General features: G+C 64.0%; 11 protein-coding genes and 1 riboswitch. Of the genes, 7 read left to right on the top strand and 4 right to left on the bottom strand.

The window, feature by feature from the left end; translation table 11 throughout:
• Positions 1–104: 104 nt before the first annotated feature.
• Positions 105–2,981, bottom strand: coding sequence for an aminomethyl-transferring glycine dehydrogenase (gene gcvP / locus H7A19_17280; GenBank protein ID MCP5476586.1), 2,877 nt, complete (start codon positions 2,979–2,981; stop codon positions 105–107).
• Positions 2,982–3,115: 134 nt separating this feature from the next.
• Positions 3,116–3,203, bottom strand: a riboswitch (glycine riboswitch).
• A 215-nt stretch (positions 3,204–3,418) separates the two neighbouring features.
• Between gcvP and H7A19_17275 the strand changes: the two genes are divergently transcribed.
• Positions 3,419–4,621, top strand: a complete 1,203-nt coding sequence (locus H7A19_17275) for an IS110 family transposase (GenBank protein MCP5476585.1) — start codon at positions 3,419–3,421, stop codon at positions 4,619–4,621.
• A gap of 989 nt (positions 4,622–5,610) precedes the next feature.
• Here the strand turns inward: H7A19_17275 and H7A19_17270 are convergent.
• From H7A19_17270 to H7A19_17260, 3 genes are all read right to left on the bottom strand, one after another.
• Positions 5,611–7,188 carry a sulfotransferase gene (locus H7A19_17270; GenBank protein ID MCP5476584.1) on the bottom strand — a complete coding sequence of 526 codons (1,578 nt, stop codon included), beginning with the start codon at positions 7,186–7,188 and terminating at the stop codon, positions 5,611–5,613.
• Positions 7,189–7,427: 239 nt separating this feature from the next.
• Positions 7,428–7,949, bottom strand: coding sequence for a DUF962 domain-containing protein (locus H7A19_17265; protein MCP5476583.1), 522 nt, complete (start codon positions 7,947–7,949; stop codon positions 7,428–7,430).
• Positions 7,950–8,034: 85 nt separating this feature from the next.
• Entirely contained in the window at positions 8,035–8,631 is a 597-nt protein-coding gene (locus H7A19_17260) for an NADAR family protein (protein MCP5476582.1), read from the bottom strand.
• Between the two features lie 292 nt (positions 8,632–8,923).
• Between H7A19_17260 and H7A19_17255 the strand changes: the two genes are divergently transcribed.
• From H7A19_17255 to H7A19_17230, 6 genes are all read left to right on the top strand, one after another.
• Positions 8,924–9,460 carry a sigma-70 family RNA polymerase sigma factor gene (locus H7A19_17255; GenBank protein MCP5476581.1) on the top strand — a complete coding sequence of 179 codons (537 nt, stop codon included), beginning with the start codon at positions 8,924–8,926 and terminating at the stop codon, positions 9,458–9,460.
• Complete coding sequence (locus H7A19_17250; GenBank protein MCP5476580.1) at positions 9,457–9,876, top strand: hypothetical protein; 420 nt, start codon at positions 9,457–9,459, stop codon at positions 9,874–9,876. Before H7A19_17255 ends, H7A19_17250 begins: the two co-directional genes overlap by 4 nt.
• Positions 9,877–9,885: 9 nt before the next feature.
• Positions 9,886–10,821 (top strand): PDZ domain-containing protein, encoded by a 936-nt coding sequence (locus H7A19_17245; protein ID MCP5476579.1) that lies wholly within the window; start codon positions 9,886–9,888, stop codon positions 10,819–10,821.
• Positions 10,822–11,624: 803 nt separating this feature from the next.
• On the top strand, positions 11,625–13,943 hold the full coding sequence (locus H7A19_17240) for a glycogen-debranching protein (protein MCP5476578.1): 2,319 nt from the start codon (positions 11,625–11,627) through the stop codon (positions 13,941–13,943).
• Between the two features lie 264 nt (positions 13,944–14,207).
• Positions 14,208–15,728 (top strand): tail fiber domain-containing protein, encoded by a 1,521-nt coding sequence (locus H7A19_17235; protein MCP5476577.1) that lies wholly within the window; start codon positions 14,208–14,210, stop codon positions 15,726–15,728.
• 12 nt (positions 15,729–15,740) lie between these two features.
• Entirely contained in the window at positions 15,741–18,137 is a 2,397-nt protein-coding gene (locus tag H7A19_17230) for a hypothetical protein (GenBank protein ID MCP5476576.1), read from the top strand.
• Positions 18,138–18,487 lie beyond the last annotated feature (350 nt).

Here is an 18,487-nt window from a genome sequence, read left to right as displayed (position 1 = left end):
TTGCGTTCTTTGCGTCCCGCTCTTGGCGACGGTTCGCCGCAGTTGTCGGTTCCCGCCGTGCAGCGCGGGACGTGGTCGCGCCGCAAGGGCGCGCCTGCGGATGCCTATGCGGCTTCCTCGCGGTATTCCTCGGGTGAGGGGCAGATGCAGATCAGGTTGCGATCGCCGTAGACGTTGTCGACCCGACCGACCGGGCACCAGTACTTGTCCTGACGCTCGACACCGGCCGGAAACACCGCTTCTTCGCGGCTATAGGGGCGATTCCACTCGGCCTGCGCCAGATCGTGCACGGTGTGCGGGGCGTGGCGCAGCGGCGACTGTTCGATCGGATATTTGCCTGCTTCCACCGCTGCGATTTCGTGGCGGATGGCGATCATGGCGTCGCAGAAACGATCCAGTTCCACCTTGGCCTCCGACTCGGTGGGTTCGATCATCAGCGTGCCGGCCACCGGGAAGCTCATGGTCGGGGCGTGGAAGCCGTAGTCGATCAGACGCTTGGCAATGTCGTCGACGCTGACGCCGGCGGATTCCTTCAGCGGCCGCGGATCGATGATGCATTCGTGGGCGACGCGGCCGTTGTGGTTCTGGTAGAGCACCGGGAAATGCTCGTCCAGCCGCGCGGCGATGTAGTTGGCGTTGAGGATGGCGATCTCGGTGGCGCGCTTCAGGCCCTCGCTGCCCATCATCAGGATGTAGGCATAGGAGATCGGCAGGATCGAGGCCGAGCCATAAGGTGCCGCCGACACCGGACCCACCGGTGCACGGCCGTCATCGAGCACCGGATGGCCGGGCAGGAAGGGTGCCAGATGCGCCTTGACACCGATCGGGCCCATGCCCGGACCGCCGCCGCCGTGCGGAATGCAGAAGGTCTTGTGCAGATTCAGATGGCTGACATCGGCGCCGTAATCGCCGGGGCGCGCCAGGCCGACCTGCGCGTTGAGGTTGGCACCGTCAAGGTAAACCTGCCCGCCGTGCTGGTGGACGATCTGGCAGATCTCGCCGATGCGCTCTTCGAACACTCCGTGCGTGGACGGGTAGGTGACCATCAGTGCCGCCAGCCGGGGACTGTATTTTTCGGCCTTGGCGCGCAGGTCGTCGACATCGACATTGCCGTCGCTGTCGCAGCTGACCACGATCACATCCATGCCGACCATCTGCGCCGAAGCCGGATTGGTGCCGTGGGCGCTGGACGGGATCAGGCAGACTTTGCGCTCGCTGTCGCCGCGACTCAGGTGGTAGGCACGGATCGCCAGCAGACCGGCATATTCACCCTGGGCGCCGGAATTGGGCTGCAGCGAAACTGCATCGTAGCCGGTGATGTCGCACAGCCAGCTTCTGAGTTCCTCGAACATCTGGGCGTAGCCCAAGGCCTGATTGGCCGGCGCAAAAGGATGCAGCGCGCCGAATTCGGGCCAGGTGATCGGAATCATCTCGGCGGTGGCATTGAGCTTCATCGTGCACGAGCCGAGTGGAATCATGGCCCGGTCCAGTGCCAGATCGCGATCCGACAGCTTGCGCATATAGCGCAGCAACTCGGTCTCCGAGCGGTAGCGGGAGAAGATCGGGTGTTTCAGGCAGCTACCCTTGCGCAGCAGCTCCGGTGGCAGGGCCGGGCCGCGTTCGGCCTCGACCTCGGCATAGCGCAGCTCGCCACCGAATACCGACCACAGTGCTTCGATGACCGCTGGCGTGGTGGTCTCGTCGACATTGATGCCGAGGGCGCCATCGGCCAGCACGCGCAAATTGATGCGGGCCGCCAAGGCGCGCTCGACGATGGCCGCCTGGCGCTCGCCGGCATCCACCGTGATGCAATCGAAATAGTGATGCGCCCGCGCCGGGAAGCCCAGATCAGCGAGGCCCGCCGCCAGCGTGCTGGCGCGGCGGTGGATGCGCTCGGCAATGGCGCGCAGGCCCTCGGGGCCGTGATAGACCGCGTACATCGAGGCGATGACCGCCAGCAACACCTGCGCGGTGCAGATATTGCTGGTGGCCTTCTCGCGGCGGATGTGTTGCTCGCGGGTCTGCAGCGACAAGCGGTAGGCGGGCTGGCCACGGCTGTCGACCGAGACGCCGATCAGCCGACCCGGGATCGAGCGCTTGAAGCTGTCGCGCACGGCCATGTAGGCCGCGTGCGGACCGCCGTACCCCATCGGCACGCCAAAGCGCTGGGTCGAACCGATGGCGATATCGGCGCCGAGTTCGCCCGGCGGTGTCAGCAGCGTCAGCGCCAGCGGATCGGCGGCCATCACCGCTACCGCACCCGCTGCCTTGATCCGGGCGATGGCGCCGCGGAAGTCGCGGACCGCGCCACTGCTGCCCGGGTACTGCAGCAGCGCGCCAAAGACCTGCGAGGCGTCGAGATCGGTGTCCGGATCGCCGACGATGACGCTCCAGCCCAGCGGCTCGGCGCGGGTACGCAGCAGCGCGATCGTCTGCGGATGGCAGTCGGCGTCGACAAAGAAGGCGGTGAGCTTGGACTTGGAACTGCGCTGGGCCACGGCCATGGCTTCGGCCGCGGCCGTTGCTTCATCCAGCAGCGAGGCATTGGCGACATCCAGCCCGGTCAGCTCGGTGACCATGGTCTGGAAGTTCAACAGGGCTTCGAGCCGACCCTGGCTGATCTCCGGCTGGTACGGCGTGTAGGCGGTGTACCAGGCCGGGTTCTCGAGAATATTGCGCTGGATGACCAGCGGCAGGTGGGTGCCGTGATAGCCCTGTCCGATCAGCGAGGTATAGACCTCATTGCGCTCGGCGATGGCGCGCATGCGCTCCAGCGCCTCGGTTTCGCTGACGGCTTCGCCAATGCCCAGCGGACGCATCTGCCGGATCGAAATCGGCAGCGTCTGCGCCATCAACTCATCCAGCGATTCAGCGCCGATGGCCGCCAGCATGTCGGCAGTTTCGTGTGGCGAAGGACCGATATGGCGGTGCTGGAACTCGGAAGCGAGATGCGGTTGACGCAGGGTGACCGGGGCGCTCATGGGAAAACTCCGAAGACGGGCGGGCATGGAACGTCATGGCGTTCCTTCAGCCCCATCTGTCGGCTTTGCCTGAGAGCGTAACCCCTTCGGCGGACGCCGGACCCGAAGGCCGGTGCCTCTTTCCAGATGTCCACAGCTGCCGTGCGGTCCTTTGGCCTGAGAGTTTCCGGGGCGGTTGCTCCTTCGGCGCCGGACGCATCCGGTCTCTCCCACACAGCCCCTGAAGACTAGCACGCCGTCCCCGAGGCAAGAATCAACGGATTGTCTCGTCGAGGCCGGGCCGGGGCCGGAAGCGGGACGCGAAGGACGCGAAGGAAAAGCAGAAAGGACGCGAAGGAGAGCAAGTCCTGAGATGGATGCTCGATTCGGTCGTAGATGCCATGAGGGCCGTGGACGCGAGATCCTCTGCGGTGCCTAAACCTCAAGGAGCTGCGCTGATGTCCACGACCCTCGCTGCAAACGCTACCACTTTCAACATCACGCTTCCGGTGCTGTGCGTGGCGATCGAGTTGTCGATGAAGAAGTGGAAGATCGGGATTTTGGGGCGGTTCGAACGCAACCCCTCGGTGCATGAGATTACGGGTGACGACTGGACCGCGCTGCTGGCGCTGATTGACCGGGCGAAGCAGCGACTGGGTCTGCCGCCGGAGACGCGGGTGCTGGCGTGCTTCGAGGCTGGCCGTCACGGCCACTATCCGTATCGCATGCTCAAGAGGTTGGGGATCGATGTGCATGAGTGGGCGAGCAATGCGATCGAGAAGCCATCGCGCAAGCAGGCCAAGACCGACCGGTTGGACGTGCGCCGACTGGTGTTGCAATTGCGTCGCACGCTCGATGAAGACGTGGACAAGTACGCGATCAACGTGCCGCCGGCAGACGTCGAAATGGCGCGGCGGCGGCATCGCGAACGCGATCACTGGGTGAAGGTGAAGACGCAGCACGAGTTGCGCTGGGAATCGCTGCTGGTGAGCCTGGGCGCGACCTTGGTCAAGCCCAAGCCGAGCACCCAGGTTGAGCGGATCAAGGACTGCTTTGGGGAGGCGTTGCCGGAGTCGATTCAAGCTGAGCTCAAGCGTTTGCAGGAACACATATTGCTGACGAGGAAGCAGATTCGCGCGGTGGAAGCGGAGCAGATCTCATCGCTGAAGAAGGCGCGCGCCGGCGAGGTTGTGGAGCACGCCCGGATGGTGGAGCAGGTGTGGCAGCTGATGGGATTGGTGGGTGTGGGCGTGCATACGGCCTGGCCGGTGGTGTTCGAAGCCTTCGGTTGGCGCGGCTTCAAGAACCGGCGTCAGGTCGGCGGTTTCATGGGTTTGACCGGAACCCCGTTCGAGTCCGGCAATTCAAGCCATGAGCAGGGAATCAGCAAATGCGGGCCGCCTAATCTGCGAGCGATGATGGTGGAACTGGCGTGGCGCTGGATCCGCCACCAGCCGGACACCGACTTAACGCGCTGGTTTCAAGAGAAATTCGGCGTCGGCAAGGCCTCGCGCAAGCGCGGCATCGTGGCCTTGGCGCGGCGGCTGTCGATCCTGCTCTGGCGGTACCTGGAGTACGGTGTGATCCCGGAAGGCGTACGCCTGAAGGAGGTGCGGATGCCGAGCATGGGCGAAGCTGCGCAGCTGCAGATGGCGGCTTGAATTAAGCCACAGAACCCGAAAACGCGAGAACGAACGCAACAGAAACGCGACCAGTCAACATCAGCAAGGCGGGCGCCCGTACCCGGCCTGGGTGGTTCAAGACCACCGTTCTTGTAGATGGGGCGCCCTTGGATCGGCAGCTTTCGCAACAGCGAAAACGGCAAAAGGTGATCCGCAGTGAGTGGACACGAATAGAAGGTGGTCCAGCGAAAACTGGCTCTTCGACCGATCACTTGAGGATGACGGCAGGATCGCCGCAACGACAACGGAAGTTCATGTAACGGAAAGCAAAACGAACCGCAGATTCCTTGACGTTCGGAAAGCCCTCATAGAAGGCCGGGTCCGCGCGTCCGCCGGGTCCGCGCGTCCGCATGGACGAAAAGCGCGCCCAGACGGCCAACGCGCGGCGCCCGGCGGCGTAGTCACCTTGACGGCGCTGCTGGTGCCAGAAGCCGGACGCGAAGGACGCGAAGGAAAAGCAGAAAGGACGCGAAGGAGAGCAATTCATGGGATGGGTGCTCGATTCGGTCTTAGGCCGGGTCCTAACCAAAACGCCTTCCTTTGCGACCTTTCTGCTTTTCCTTGGCGTCCTTCGCGACCCGCTCCTGCTCCCGTCCATGGCAAGCAGATGTCGCCTGGATGCCGCGGCCGCCGGCGCGATGCGCCTCTTCGCTCGCCCGGAGGCTTCGCGCGCCGGAGCCGCGCTACGTCCGGGGCTGCACTGAGTAGTGGCTCCTCTTCGCGACCTTTCTGCCTTTCCTTCGCGTTCTTTGCGTCCAGTTCTTGCTCTCACCCACCCAGCCAGGCCGCGGCCGCCGGTGCGATGCGCCTCTTCGCTCGCCCGGAGGCTGCGCGCGCCGGAGCCGCGCTACGTCCGGGGCTGCGCTGAGAAGTGGCTCCTATTCGCGACCTTTCTGCCTTTCCTTCGCGTCCTTTGCGTCCCGCCTTTGTCTCGCGATCGCGGTTCAGCAGCAACAGCGCGTGCGGACTCAGCCTTCTTGCCCCAGCGCCTCGCGCATTGGCCGCATCTGCTCGGCATAGGCCTTCCACAAGCTGGAGCGATCCTTGCGGATGCCGTCGCGCACCAGCACGCTTGAGGCCGTGGCCACCGGATCGTCACTGCGTTCGATGTCAACCATGCCGGGCTCGAAGGGCAGGCCGCAGAACTCGGCCATGCGCTGCGCCGCGCCTAGCGAGTCGGCGATCACGTCTTCGTAATGCACATCCAGGATCCGCCCCGGGAACAGCTGGTGCCAGTGTTGCATCAGGGCCTGATATTCGCGGTAGTAGTCGACGAATTCGAGCTGATCATAGGAATAGGGGCAGGCCGCTGTGAACAGCGTGCGCAGATTGGACAGGCCGGTGTCGATGGGATTCCGACAGACATGGATGAAGCGCGCGTGCGGCAGCGCCTGGGCAATGAAGCCGATGTTCTGGAAGTTCGACGGCAGCTTGTCGGTCACGAAGGCTTTTTCGCGACTGCGCCAGCGCATGCCGGCGAGGAAACCCTCGCCCATTGCACGGTAGTCGAAACCCACCCGCTGCCTGACCATCTCCTCATCGACCACCGCCGAGGTGTAGCGGCCGCTGGCCAGCCGCAGCTGGGTCGGGAACTCGTAGGTTTCGCCAGCGGCTGCCACCTGTGAATGGCCGCCGATGATGCGCTCGATCAAGGTGGTGCCGGAGCGATGCATGCCGACCACGAAGATCGGCGTCAGATCGCGCTGGTCGGTGCCGCGGGCGGCTTCGACTTCGGCGGGTGACCACATCTTCAGGCGCTCGAACAGCGAACGCATCGAGGCCGGGTCGTAGTTCAGTTGCCGGCGTTTGGCACGGCAGGCGCGTTCCAGCGCCGCCCAGGCCCGCGGGTAGTCGCGGCTGTCGTGCAGCTCGTTGTGCAGCGCATAGGCGAGGAAGGCCTCGTCCTCGCCGGGTGCTACCCGGGTCAGTGCCTGTTCGATACGGGCGATGCGCGCCGGCGCATCCGGCTGACGCAGGCGCGACAGCAGCCAATAGGCATCGACCAGATCCGGATGGATGGCTAGAGCACGCTCGAGCAGATCGACGGCGGCTTCGGTCTCGCCGAAAAACACTTCGAGTCCGGCCAGCATGTGCAGGCTGGGCGGATGCCTTGGATCGCGTTCGACCGCAGCCCGTGCATAGCCACGAGCCATGCGATGGGCGCCGACCCGGCTCAGTTGCTGCGCCACCGTGGCCAGTGATTGCGCCGAATCCCACATCGGCGGCGGCAACTGGCTGCAGATATCCAGCACCATGGCTGATTGACCGACGGCCACCAGTTGCCGGATCAGCAGCAGCGCCACGGCCGGAGAGCCGATGTCCATGCGCGCCGCGCTCAGCGCCAGCTGATGGGAGCGCCTGAAGTTGCCGCGTTGCAGTTCCAGCATCGCCAGCTGCAATGCCGCCGGCGCATGTCCGGCAAATTCGCTCAAAGTCGATTCGAAGGCGCTGATCGCCGCATCCAGATGACCGGAGGCCAGATAGGTTTCGCCACGCTGATACTGGCGCCGGGCGCGTGACAGGGCGATGGGGTCGGGTGAGTTCACGGGTGGCTCCGGGGCAGTTGTTTTTGTCCGCAAAGAGCGCAAAGGACGCAAAGTAGAGCCAATCCGATATGGCAGTTGGCGCGATTCGACCCAGGTCGCCGCTCAGCCAGCCGGCTATTGAATCCTTCGCGTACTTTGCGTCCTTTGCGGACAATCTCTTATTCAGGTGCTAGCGGTGTCTGGCAGGTGACGCAGCCCGCTGCGCGGTCAACGCGAGTTGCAAGACACCGCTCTGATCATTATTCCTGCGCAGCCGTGCCGGTGCGGGTCGGCCCGACCCTCTCTTCGATGGCTGCGCGCACGTCATTGCGCAGCCCCAGCAGGAATCCGGCTTCGGCCAGCACGAACAGCGGGCCGATGGCCAGGCCCATCAGATCATCGACGAAGGCCGGCTTGCGGCCTTCGTAATAGTGGCCTAGGAACTGCAGCGCCCAGCCGATCACGAACAGTCCGATGCCGGCGGACAGCCAGTAGGCGATGGATTGCCAGGCCAGCCAATGGGCCAGCCACAGCATCCCGGCGAAGAGCACGCCCATGACCATGCCGTAGCGCAGGTCCAGCGCCGCGTAGTAGCCGATTGCGATCAGGCTCAGCAGCACCGCCGGCGACAGCGCGATCCCGTTGATCAGCAAGGCCGGGCGCGACAGCAGCACGGCGACGGCCAGCACGATCATCGGAATGCCGGCAAAGTGGGTGGCGATATTGCGCGTGTCACGGTGATAGCTGGCGTAATTGGCCAGCTGGTCGATCAGCGATTTCATCCCGGGCACCTGGTTTGCGATGTCCAGAGTCTAATCAATGTCAGCGGACAGGGCTCGGGGGCCGGTGAATGATGGCCAACGTGACCTACTCGTCGAGGCTCCAGCCGTGACCGTGATCGTGGGCTTGCCCGGCGATCAGCTTCTCGCGCACGGCCATCAGCGCGAAGCCGAGCAGGTTCTCGCCACGCCAGGCCCAGGGGTCTGCCGCGGCAGGATCGTTTTCGGCGAGTCCAATACCCCAGATCAGGTCTACCGGACTGGCTTCGACCAGAATCTGGTCGCCGGTACCCATCAGAAATGCCTCCAGCGCCGGGTTCTGCGCGAACTTGGCCAGATTGCCGGCGATCACGATGTCGACGCGGGCCTGGCTCCAACGATCCGCATCGAAGTTTCCGACCTCACGCCCCAGTGCCTTGGCGGCGGCGGGCGTTGGTGCCTGCAGGATCTGCTGGCGCTTGGCCGAATCGCCAAAGAAGCGCGCCTTCTCGGCCATCATGTAGTGCTCGGCACTGGGATAGGCCACCGAGTCGACCCGGAAACGCGCCGGATACCACTGGCTCAGGCAGCTCTTGCCCACGTCGCGATCCGCGGGTCCTTCGTGGCTCCAGAAATACAGGTGAGGGAAACGGACGCCGGCATGGATCTGGCGTTTGAGTTCGTCGAGGCTAAGGGCGGCTTGCATGGATGGATGATCGCCGATCCGACGGGCCTTCGTTCCTCTTCATGAGCCCATATCGTAAGTTGTTGATGCGTCATTGCGAGGAGCGCAGCGACGAAGCAATCCAGGGTAGCGCCGCACATCCCCGGATTGCTTCCCCCGGATCAAGTCCGGGGTCGCAATGACGCCGGGGGGGTCATGGCCGGCGTGCAGCGTCGGGCCGAAACAGGCGGCTCGCAATGACGCATCAAGAAACTTTGGACAGGGGCCTATGGGTGGTTGCGACGAATCAACTCCTGCCACCGTATAGCTGACCATGAACCCGCCATTCGCCCACGACCATGACTCCGAACAAACCTGGCTGGCACAAGCCAGGGGCGGTGATCACGCCGCCTTTGCCGCGCTGTATTTGCGCCACTCGGCGGCGGTGTTCAGCTTGGCACTGCGTTTGAGCGGGTGCCGCAGCCAGGCCGAAGATCTGACCCAGGAGACCTTTCTGCGGGCGCTCCGAGGTCTGGCCGGATTCCGCGACGGCGCAGCTCTGGGGCCCTGGCTGAAACGCATCACCGCCAATCTGGCCATCGATCAGCAGCGCCGCGAGCGCCCGACCGTGGAACTGGACGAGATTCCTGAGCTGCCGGCAGACGGCGATGACCGCGGACGCGCGCTGGACCTGGCGGCCGCCATGGCCGAACTCTCGCCAATGGCCCGCAGCGTGCTGTGGCTGACCCTGATGGAAGGCTGGTCGCACAAGGAACTCGCCGAGCGCTATGGGCGCAGCGAGAGCTGGTCAAAGTCGCTGTTGTCGCGGGCTGTGGCCCGATTGAAATTGAACGCCGAGGTATTCGAATGAGCACGGAATCCGAGCTGCACGCGCTGCGTCAGCGTCTGGCGCAGTTGCCCGAGGAATCGCCGCCGCCCTCCGTGTGGCTGGCCCTGCAGGCCGCCCACGTAGCCGAGTTCAAGCCGCAACGGCGACCGCGGGCGCGCTGGCCCTATGCGATGGCGGCAGCGCTGATGCTGGCGGCGGTGCCGGTGCTGCTCTGGCATCAGCCTGCAACGCTTCCGCAAGCCACGCAGTCCTTACCGCCGGAGCCCACCTACCAGACCACCGCCCTGCGGGCGCTCGATCGCGAACTGCAGCGGCGGGTACTGGATGGCGCCAGCGACGCCGAGCTGGCGCCACTGTGGCAACAGCGTGAGCAGATCCTGCGCGGGCAAGAACTGCCGGTTCCGGAAACACCCCGCCACACCACTGTTCGCATCTAGGAGATAGCCATGAATACCCAACTAAGACTCATCAGCTGCGCCCTGGCCATGGCCCATTTCGGCGCACACGCCCAGAGTGACGCGCGCGGTGCCCTGGAATCGGAGCTGGGCCGAGCGGTCGACGACGCCATCGCCGATACCGTGGTGCGCAGCGGCGCACCTGGAGAGCCGCTCGCCATCAGCCATCCCGAGCAGCAGCGCTTCGAACTTGGCGCCGTGCTCGATGTGCGCAGCACCGCACCGGAGGGACTGATCGTGTTGGCGCTGACCCCGGGTGGTGCGGGCGAGCGCATGGGCCTGGCCGTGGGCGATCAGATCGTCGACATCAATGGCTATTCCATGGTCGAGGCCGACGGTCTGGTGGCACGTCTGAAGGAGGCGCTGGCCAGTGATGACGGGCAGGTGCAGATGACCTTGCTGCGCGGCAAACAGCCCCTGATCGTGAATGGCGCGGCTGATCTGATCCGGATTCCGGCCTATACCCTGACCGTGGCGGCGGCAGCCGCTGACCAACCCAGCGGCTGCGGCTTTGTCAGCGGGGGCGCCAAGACCTATGGCGGCGTCGCCAAGGTCGACATTCTGGAAGTGGATGGCAAGCCCGCGCCCACCGATCTGATAGGCCGACTGACCTTGCCCGCGGGGCAATACGTGCTGACGCTGCGGACGCGTCCGCGCCTGGGCATGCTGCAGGAATCTCGCCTTCAGGAGGTTCGGACCCGGCTTGGGGAAACCGCGATGGCGCCAGAAGACCAGCTGAACAAGCCGGACCCAGGCATGCCGCGAGATCCTGAAGGCGCACGTGTCAGCCGCACCGATCGCGCCCTGTTGACGATGAAACTGGTGGTGCGAGCCGACACCAGCTACCAACTCGGCGCTCGTGCGCGAGAAGGCGAGCTGGGCATGGAAGCCTTCGTCTACAGTGAATCGGCGCGCAGTTGTCGGTAGGCGCGAAAGAGCGCCACGAGATTGCGGTCAGTTGGTGCAGAAGGTGGCGATTGGCGGTTGGAGATCAGGGCGCCGGGATGACGGTGGAGGTTCATGGCTTGTGGGCATTTCACCAAGGGAAAAGGTGGCTCTCCATAAACCCATGCCGCACGTCATTGATTTACTTGAATGGCAGCGACTACGGAAAGCTGAGCAGCGGGCGGCGGCTGTGGAGGGCGCCGCGCTGCGGCGCCGCTTTGCGTACTGTGCAGATCAAGAGCGGCCGCGCGATCTGGACCTACCAAAGCGCCTCACTCCGCGTCATGGCGACCCCGGACTTGATCCGGGAGAAGCAATCCAGAGGCGGGCCGACATGCACTGGATTGCTTCGTCACTTTGTTCCTCTCCATGAACCCATATCGCAAGTTGTTGATTTGCTGTTGTAGGTCACGTTGCTCGCGTAGCGAGCTACGTGACGCAATTCGATGTCACGTAGTCCGCTGACGCGGACAACATGACCTACGACACCGGGTTCATGGCCCGTGCGCAGTGTTGGGCCGAAACAGGTGGATCGCAATGACGCATTCGCACCTTGTGCTCGCCGCTCTCGCTACCGTCCGTCGGCTGGAACTGCCGTCTTCGCAGATGAATACGTTTGCAAATTCCGCCCGGGTTCAGCTTTCTGGCACTGAGTGGCGTGTAATTGCGCCACACCGCAACGACGGGGCGTGAAAGCCCCGGTGGCTTTGGGGAAAGCTCGGCTTTCAGGGCCGCGGTGAAGACTCTGACGTTTCCTGGGGAGGAATCACGTGACTGTACTGAAGCTGCGCCACGCCGGCGCCGTGCGCCTGTGCCTGTCTGTTTTGCTGCTGCTGTGCGCGCTCGGCGCCACGCTGGCCTCGGCCGCGATCAACACCCACAACCTGGGCGCCAGATACGACGCCAGCCAGGCCAACATCAGCTTCCGTGTCTATTCCTCGCGCGCCACGCGCATCGAGGTGTGGCTGTACAAGACACCCTCAGGTGCGCAGGAAGTGGTCAAATATGTGTTGACCAAGGATGCCGCCACCCAGGTCTGGTCGAAGACCGTGTCGGTGGCGACGTTGAAGAACAGCTATGGCCTGACCGGCACCGTCTACTACGGCTACCGCGCCTGGGGCCCGAACTGGACCTACAGCAGCACCTGGAAGAAGGGCACCGGCACCGGTTTCATCAGCGATGTGGACAACAGCGGCAATCGCTTCAATCCCAACAAGCTGCTGCTCGATCCCTACGCGCTGGAGATGAGCCAGGATCCGAACACGCCCAGCTGCACCGACGGCACCATCTACGCCAGCGGCGCCAGTCATCGCAACAAGGACAGCGGCGCCTGCGCCCCCAAGGGCATCGTGCTGGCGCCGATCAGCGTGTCCACCGGCACCAAGCCCACCCGTGCGCTGAAGGACGAGGTGGTCTACGAGGTCCATGTCCGTGGTCTGACCAAGAATGATTCCAGCGTGCCGGCCGCACTGCGCGGCACCTATGCCGGCGCGGCGCAAAAGGCCGGCTACCTCGCCAGCCTGGGCGTCACCGCCGTCGAATTCCTGCCGGTGCAGGAGACCCAGAACGACACCAATGACGTCGATCCCAACTCGACCGCTGGCGACAACTACTGGGGCTACATGACCCTGAACTATTTTGCCCCGGATCGCCGCTACTCTTCGGACAAAACGGCAGGCGGCCCGACCCGTGAATGGCGGGCCATGGTCAAGGCCTTTCACGACGTCGGCATCAAGGTCTACATCGATGTGGTCTACAACCACACCGGCGAAGGCGGCGCCTGGGGCGGCAGCGATGGCCTCACGGTGTACAACATCCAATCCTGGCGCGGTCTGGACAATCCCACGTACTACTCGCTGACCAGCGATCTCAAGTACTCCTGGGACAACACCGGCGTCGGTGGCAACTACAACACCCGCAATCCCATCGCCCAGAACCTGATCATCGACTCGCTGGCCTACTGGCGTGACAGCCTGGGCGTGGATGGCTTCCGCTATGACCTCGCGTCGGTGCTGGGCAATACCTGTCAGCACGGCTGCTTCAATTTCGACAAGATGGACGCCGGCAACGCGCTCAATCGCATCGTCAACGAACTGCCGCCGCGCGCGGCTGGCGGCGGCAGCGGCGTGGATCACATCGCCGAGCCCTGGGCCATCGGCGGCAATTCCTATCAGGTCGGCGGCTTTCCCTCGGGCTGGGCCGAGTGGAACGGCAAGTACCGCGACGCCCTGCGCAAGAAACAGAACCAGATGGGCGTGGAAGCAGTATCCCCGGGCGAAATGGCCTCGCGTTTTGCCGGCTCATCGGATCTGTATGGAGACGACGGCCGCAAGCCCTGGCATTCGGTCAATTTCATGGTCGCCCACGACGGTTTCACGCTGCGCGATCTGTACGCCTACAACAGCAAGCAGAACAACCAGCCCTGGCCCTTCGGACCCTCCGACGGCGGCGACGACAACAATCACAGCTGGGACCAGGCCGGCATTGCCGCCGACCAGCGCAAGGCCGCCCGCACCGGTCTGGCCTTCATGATGCTCAGCGCCGGCGTGCCGATGATCACCGGTGGCGACGAGATGCTGCGCACCCAGTTCGGCAACAACAATGTCTACAACCTCGATTCCGCCGCCAACTGGCTGGACTGGTCGCTGGATGCCAATGAAAGCAACCATCGGACCTATACCAGCCGATTGATCGCCTTCCGCAAGGCCCATCCGGCGCTGCGGCCGCTGAATTTCTATTCGGCCAGCGACACCAACGGCAACGTCATGGAGCAGCTGCGCTGGTTCAAACCCGACGGCGGCGTCGCCGACGCCAGCTATTTCAACAACGTCAACAACCACGCCCTTGCCTGGCGCATCGATGGCAGCGAATTCGGCGATTCCGCCAGCGCCATCTACGTCGCCTATAACGGCTGGTCGGGCATGGTGAACTTCACCTTGCCCTGGCCCGGTGCCGGCAAGCAGTGGTATCGCGTCACCGACACCGCCACCTGGAACGAAGGTCCGAACGCCGTGGCGGTGCCGGGCTCGGAAGCCTTCATCGGCGGCGAGTGGACGGTGTACGGTGTGCAGGGGCGTTCGCTGCTGCTGCTGATCGCGAAGTAGCCTGGCCTCGAAGCGCGTTCGCGCGGCGTCTGCCGCGCGCTCTCCGAACGCCTGGTAATCATCAGAGGGGCAGGCCAGAGACACTCTGCACCATTGGCGGATCGGACTTCGCGCCCCTGCATGACCAGGAACCACCCGAGCCCTGGGCCGGAACAGCCGGTTGATCTTCGCATGATCAACAACCGTGCCAGATGCTTGGGTCGGGCTGCTCCCGCGAGGTACCATTGCCAGCTACAACCGTACCTTCGAACCTCGGGGAAAGTCATGCGTCTGAATCTGCTCGTTGCCGCCCTTCTGATCAGCGGATATGCCCAGGCCCAGGCCAGCCCCAGTTTCCAGTTCGAGCGCCCGTCGGGGACCGCAGCTGCAACCTTGCGGGTGGTATCCCCAAGCGGGAAGGTGATACAGCAACAATTCGCTGCCGGGCAGCGAGTGGAGATCCGGGCGCAACTGCCGGATGGTACGCAGCTCGCAGACGGTACCTACCAGTGGGAGCTTGGCTTCGCGCCGGTTGTGGATGCTGGCAGCCGCGACCAGTTGCAGTCTGCACGGCAGGACGGCGACTTCTCCGTTCCAGCGAACTGGCCGGCTGAAATTCCCCTGCGTTCCGGTGTGTTTTTCATTCAGGGCGGACAGTTTCAGCCCATGCTGGGCAGCGAATCGGATGTGGATTCGCCTTCAGTCGGTGGCAAGTCTGCCTCAGGTCCGACCCGCGAGGCGGGGAACAAGGATCAGGTGATCGCGGACGATCTGGTTGTCCAGGGCAGCATCTGTGCTGGCTTTGACTGCGTCAACAACGAGAACTTCGGCGCCGACACCCTGCGCCTGAAGGAAAACAACCTGCGCATTCATTTTGACGACACCTCCAGTACCGGTAGCTTTCCCAGCCGCGACTGGCGGATCACCGCCAACGACCAGACCAATGGCGGCGCCTCATACCTCGCCATCGACGACGTCACCGGCGGCACTACTCCGTTCAAAGTGACAGCGGGTGCGCCCAACAATTCGTTCTTCGTGGATTCTGCGGGGCGCACAGGTTTCCGCACCGCTACGCCCGTTGTGGATCTGCATCTTGTCACCGGAAATACCCCCACGCTTCGCCTTGAGCAGGGTACCAGCTCAGGTTTCTCAGCCCAGGTCTGGGATGTGGCGGGTAATGAGACGGCGTACTTCGTGCGCGATGTCACCAACGCGTCGCGGCTGCCCTTCCGTATCCGCCCGGGGGCGCCTACGAGTTCGATGGAAATTTCCGCCAGTGGCAACGTCGGCTTGGGGACGGCCAGTCCGGGGGCTGCGCTGAATGTCTTCCGTGCCGCGGATCCCGTGTCGGACCCGTGGTTGCTGATCGCGCGGTCCGACGATGGCGACCCCAACACGGAAGATCACCGTCTGGAGCTGGACAAGGATGGCAACCTCTTCGTCTCGGGTAGCGTGACCCAACTGTCCAGCCGCACCAGCAAGGGTGGTTTCGCGGCCATGGCTGGGGATGAGGTGCTTGCCCGACTGTCCTCCTTGCCGATCTGGACCTGGCATTACCTCACCGCCGACGACAACGATCGCCATATCGGGCCGGTGGCAGAAGATTTCTATGCTGCCTTCGGTTTTGGGCGTAGCGAACGCTCGCTGGCACCGGCCGACGTGGCGGGTGTGGCCCTGGCCGCTACCAAGGCGCTGCAATCCGAAGTCGCCGAGCGCGATCGCCGGATTGTCGAGCTGGAAGCGCGTCTGGCCCGACTGGAGGCCGCCCTGGAGCAGGTGGAAATCCGCACTCAGGCCCCGCGCTGAGGAGTGCCGACCATGTTCTGGCATCGTTGGAGCTTGATCGCAGGCCTGGTTGGGCTTGCCGCCGGATTCTCTCCGCAGGTCATGGCGCAGATCTATGGCCTGTCGTATGTGCGCGACAGCAGCAGCCTTGAGCTGGTCACCGTCGATGCCGGCAATGGCAGTCTAGGCACGGTGGGTCCGGGACTGCCCGGCTGTTGCCGCCTGGGTCTGGGCAGCAGCGCCCTCGACCTGGCCGGACAGTCGGTGTACGCCGTTGGACCGGATCCGTCGTCGGCCACCCATGAACTCCAGCTGCTCCGCTTTTCCACGGTGACTGGCGCCGGGGCAGTGGTGGGTAACCTGGGTACCAGCGATCGCGTGTTCGGCCTGGAACATGAAGTGTCCACGTCGCGCTTGATTGCGCTGCTGGCGAACCCGATGGGGGACGTGCGACTGGTCAGCATCAACAAGTCCTCGGGTGCTGCGACCGAGATCCACAGCGGGCTGGCGGATTGCTGCGTGCTGGAACCCGGGCTGGTCGCTCTCTCCGGTGGCAATCTGCTGGTCGTTGGACGTCTGCGCACCGAGACAGCAGGTACCCGTACCCTGTTCTCGCTCTCCACCAGCGGCAGCAATCTGGTCATCAGCACGAGCTTGCCGGCCGGTTCCAGCCTGGCTGCCCTCGCCGCAGCGTCGGGATCGGTTTACGGCTTGCTGCAGAGTTACAGCGGCAGCCCACGCGTAGCTGCGCTTCAACTGGTGCAGATTCAGGCAGGCGGCGGTCTGTCATCGATCGGTGCACCGCTGGCAGCTTGTTGCAGGGTTTCTCTGGACACAGCCACCATCGATGGGCAGCAACTGCGTGTGGTGGCTCGCGATCCTGCGCAGGGCGGCCTGTCGGTACTGTCCTTCTCACTGACAACGGGATCTGCCAGCTTCAGCACCGGAAAGCTGCCTGCAGACCGAATCGTGAATGCCTTGCTGGCCAGCGGTCAGCCCAGCGTGGTCCTGACCCAGAGCGGTGGTAGCACGCTGGTGACCGAGGGCGGGGCTACGGACAGTTATTCCCTGGTCCTGACGACCATTCCGAGTTCGCCCGTGACCATCACCATGACGCCCGACAGCCAGTTGAGCACGCTGCCGACGACACTCACCTTCACGGCCGGCGACTGGAACATTCCGCAGCAAGTGGTCGTTTCGGCGGTGGATGACCCGATCACCGAAGGACCGCACGCCGGTACCATCACCCATTCGGCGACCGGCGGTGGATATGACGGCGTAGCCATTCCCGACGTCACGGCGAGTATTGCTGACAACGATACCGCCACTCTGGCCATTTCGGATGTGAGTCAGGTGGAGGGCACCGGTGGCTCTTCAAGTTTCCAGTTCACCGTCACGCTGACTGGCTCTGTCGGCAGCGCGTTCACGGTGCCGGTGTCGAGTTCAGATGGCAGCGCAATGGCCGGGTCGGACTACACGGCGATCCCCGCCGGAACCAGCCTCGGCTTCACCGGAGCCGCGGGACAGACTCAAACGGCCACGGTTGCCGTGCAGGGCGACGCCATCGTGGAAGCCAATGAAACCTTCGCCGTGGTGCTGGGGGCGCCGAGCAATGCGCTGGTCAGTATCGCCGACGGGTCAGCCGACGGCACCATCGTGAACGATGACACTGCCACGGTTGCAATCGACAACGTCGTCGAGGCAGAGGGCGACAGCGGATCATCCAGCTATTCATTCGCCATCACGTTGACCGGCAATGTGCAGGACGGATTCACCCTGCCGTATCAGAGCATGGATGGAACCGCCACGGCGGGATCGGATTACACCTCGGTGGCCGGTACCCTGAATTTCACCGGCGCCAGCGGTCAGGTGCGCAACGTGCTGGTCGCGGTCAGTGGCGATACCACACCAGAGGCAGACGAGACCTTCTTCGTCGATCTCGGCACGGCGTCCGTCGTCGGCATCACGGCCGCCCCATCGCGTGGAACCGGCACCATCGTCAACGACGATCTGTTGGCTGACGTTTCAGTCAGCAACAGTAATGGGGTATCGGCATTGACTCCGGGCGACAGCACCATTTACTCGGTGGTGGTGAGCAACACCAGCAGCGTGGTCGATCTGCCGGCAGTGGCCATCGTCCAGAGCTTGTCGCCGGCACTCATCAACGTCACCTGGACGTGCGCGGGCACTGGCGGGGCCACCTGCCCAGCCAGCGGAAGCGGCGCTGTTTCGACGACGATTCCGATGCCGAAGGGTTCGAGTCTGAGCTATCAGGTCAGCGCAACGGTAGCGGATACGCTGCTGGACGCCATCGATGCCACTGTGACGGCCACCGTCCAGTCGCCCTACGGCGACCCCAATCTGGCCAACAACAGCGTTACCGACAGCGATCCCAGAGTTTGGGATTCTTTCGCCGACGGCTTCGAATAAGACTCGAGATCGCCGACAGGCCTGCTCAGGCTTGTCGGCGTGGCGCCGCTGGGAATTGGGGTTCAACCCGCGATTGGATCAGGGCGGTCCGAGCACTCAATCGCGGCCTGCGCAGGGCGCCGAAGCAAGAACGCGCATGTCGATGCTCCGGTATCAGCCGTTGGTCAGCTGGCGGTGCGCATGTTCGCATATCCAACCGTGGGGGTAGGTCACGTTGACCCGAAGGGTCTACGTGACAGCTGAGTCAGTCACGTAGTAGGCCGCCACGCGGTCCAGTTGAAGTCAATCGCTTGTGATGCGTTGGTTGAGAGTCCCACTCGCCCCTGGCGATGAGCTTGTTCGCACTTCGA

This window comes from Rhodanobacteraceae bacterium (assembly GCA_024234055.1).
GTDB lineage: Bacteria > Pseudomonadota > Gammaproteobacteria > Xanthomonadales > SZUA-5 > JADKFD01.
The sequence above is the reverse complement of the archived record's forward strand: the minus strand, read 5'-3'. Positions and strand labels throughout refer to the sequence as shown.

Excerpts from the sequence above, each read along its gene's own strand:
- H7A19_17260 (MCP5476582.1), bottom strand. The coding sequence starts at position 8,631 with ATGCAAGCCGCCCTTAGCCTCGACGAACTCAAACGCCAGATCCATGCC.
- H7A19_17245 (MCP5476579.1), top strand. The coding sequence starts at position 9,886 with ATGAATACCCAACTAAGACTCATCAGCTGCGCCCTGGCCATGGCCCAT.
- H7A19_17275 (MCP5476585.1), top strand. The coding sequence starts at position 3,419 with ATGTCCACGACCCTCGCTGCAAACGCTACCACTTTCAACATCACGCTT.
- H7A19_17250 (MCP5476580.1), top strand. The coding sequence starts at position 9,457 with ATGAGCACGGAATCCGAGCTGCACGCGCTGCGTCAGCGTCTGGCGCAG.
- H7A19_17255 (MCP5476581.1), top strand. The coding sequence starts at position 8,924 with ATGAACCCGCCATTCGCCCACGACCATGACTCCGAACAAACCTGGCTG.
- H7A19_17230 (MCP5476576.1), top strand. The coding sequence starts at position 15,741 with ATGTTCTGGCATCGTTGGAGCTTGATCGCAGGCCTGGTTGGGCTTGCC.
- H7A19_17235 (MCP5476577.1), top strand. The coding sequence starts at position 14,208 with ATGCGTCTGAATCTGCTCGTTGCCGCCCTTCTGATCAGCGGATATGCC.
- gcvP (MCP5476586.1), bottom strand. The coding sequence starts at position 2,981 with ATGAGCGCCCCGGTCACCCTGCGTCAACCGCATCTCGCTTCCGAGTTC.
- H7A19_17265 (MCP5476583.1), bottom strand. The coding sequence starts at position 7,949 with ATGAAATCGCTGATCGACCAGCTGGCCAATTACGCCAGCTATCACCGT.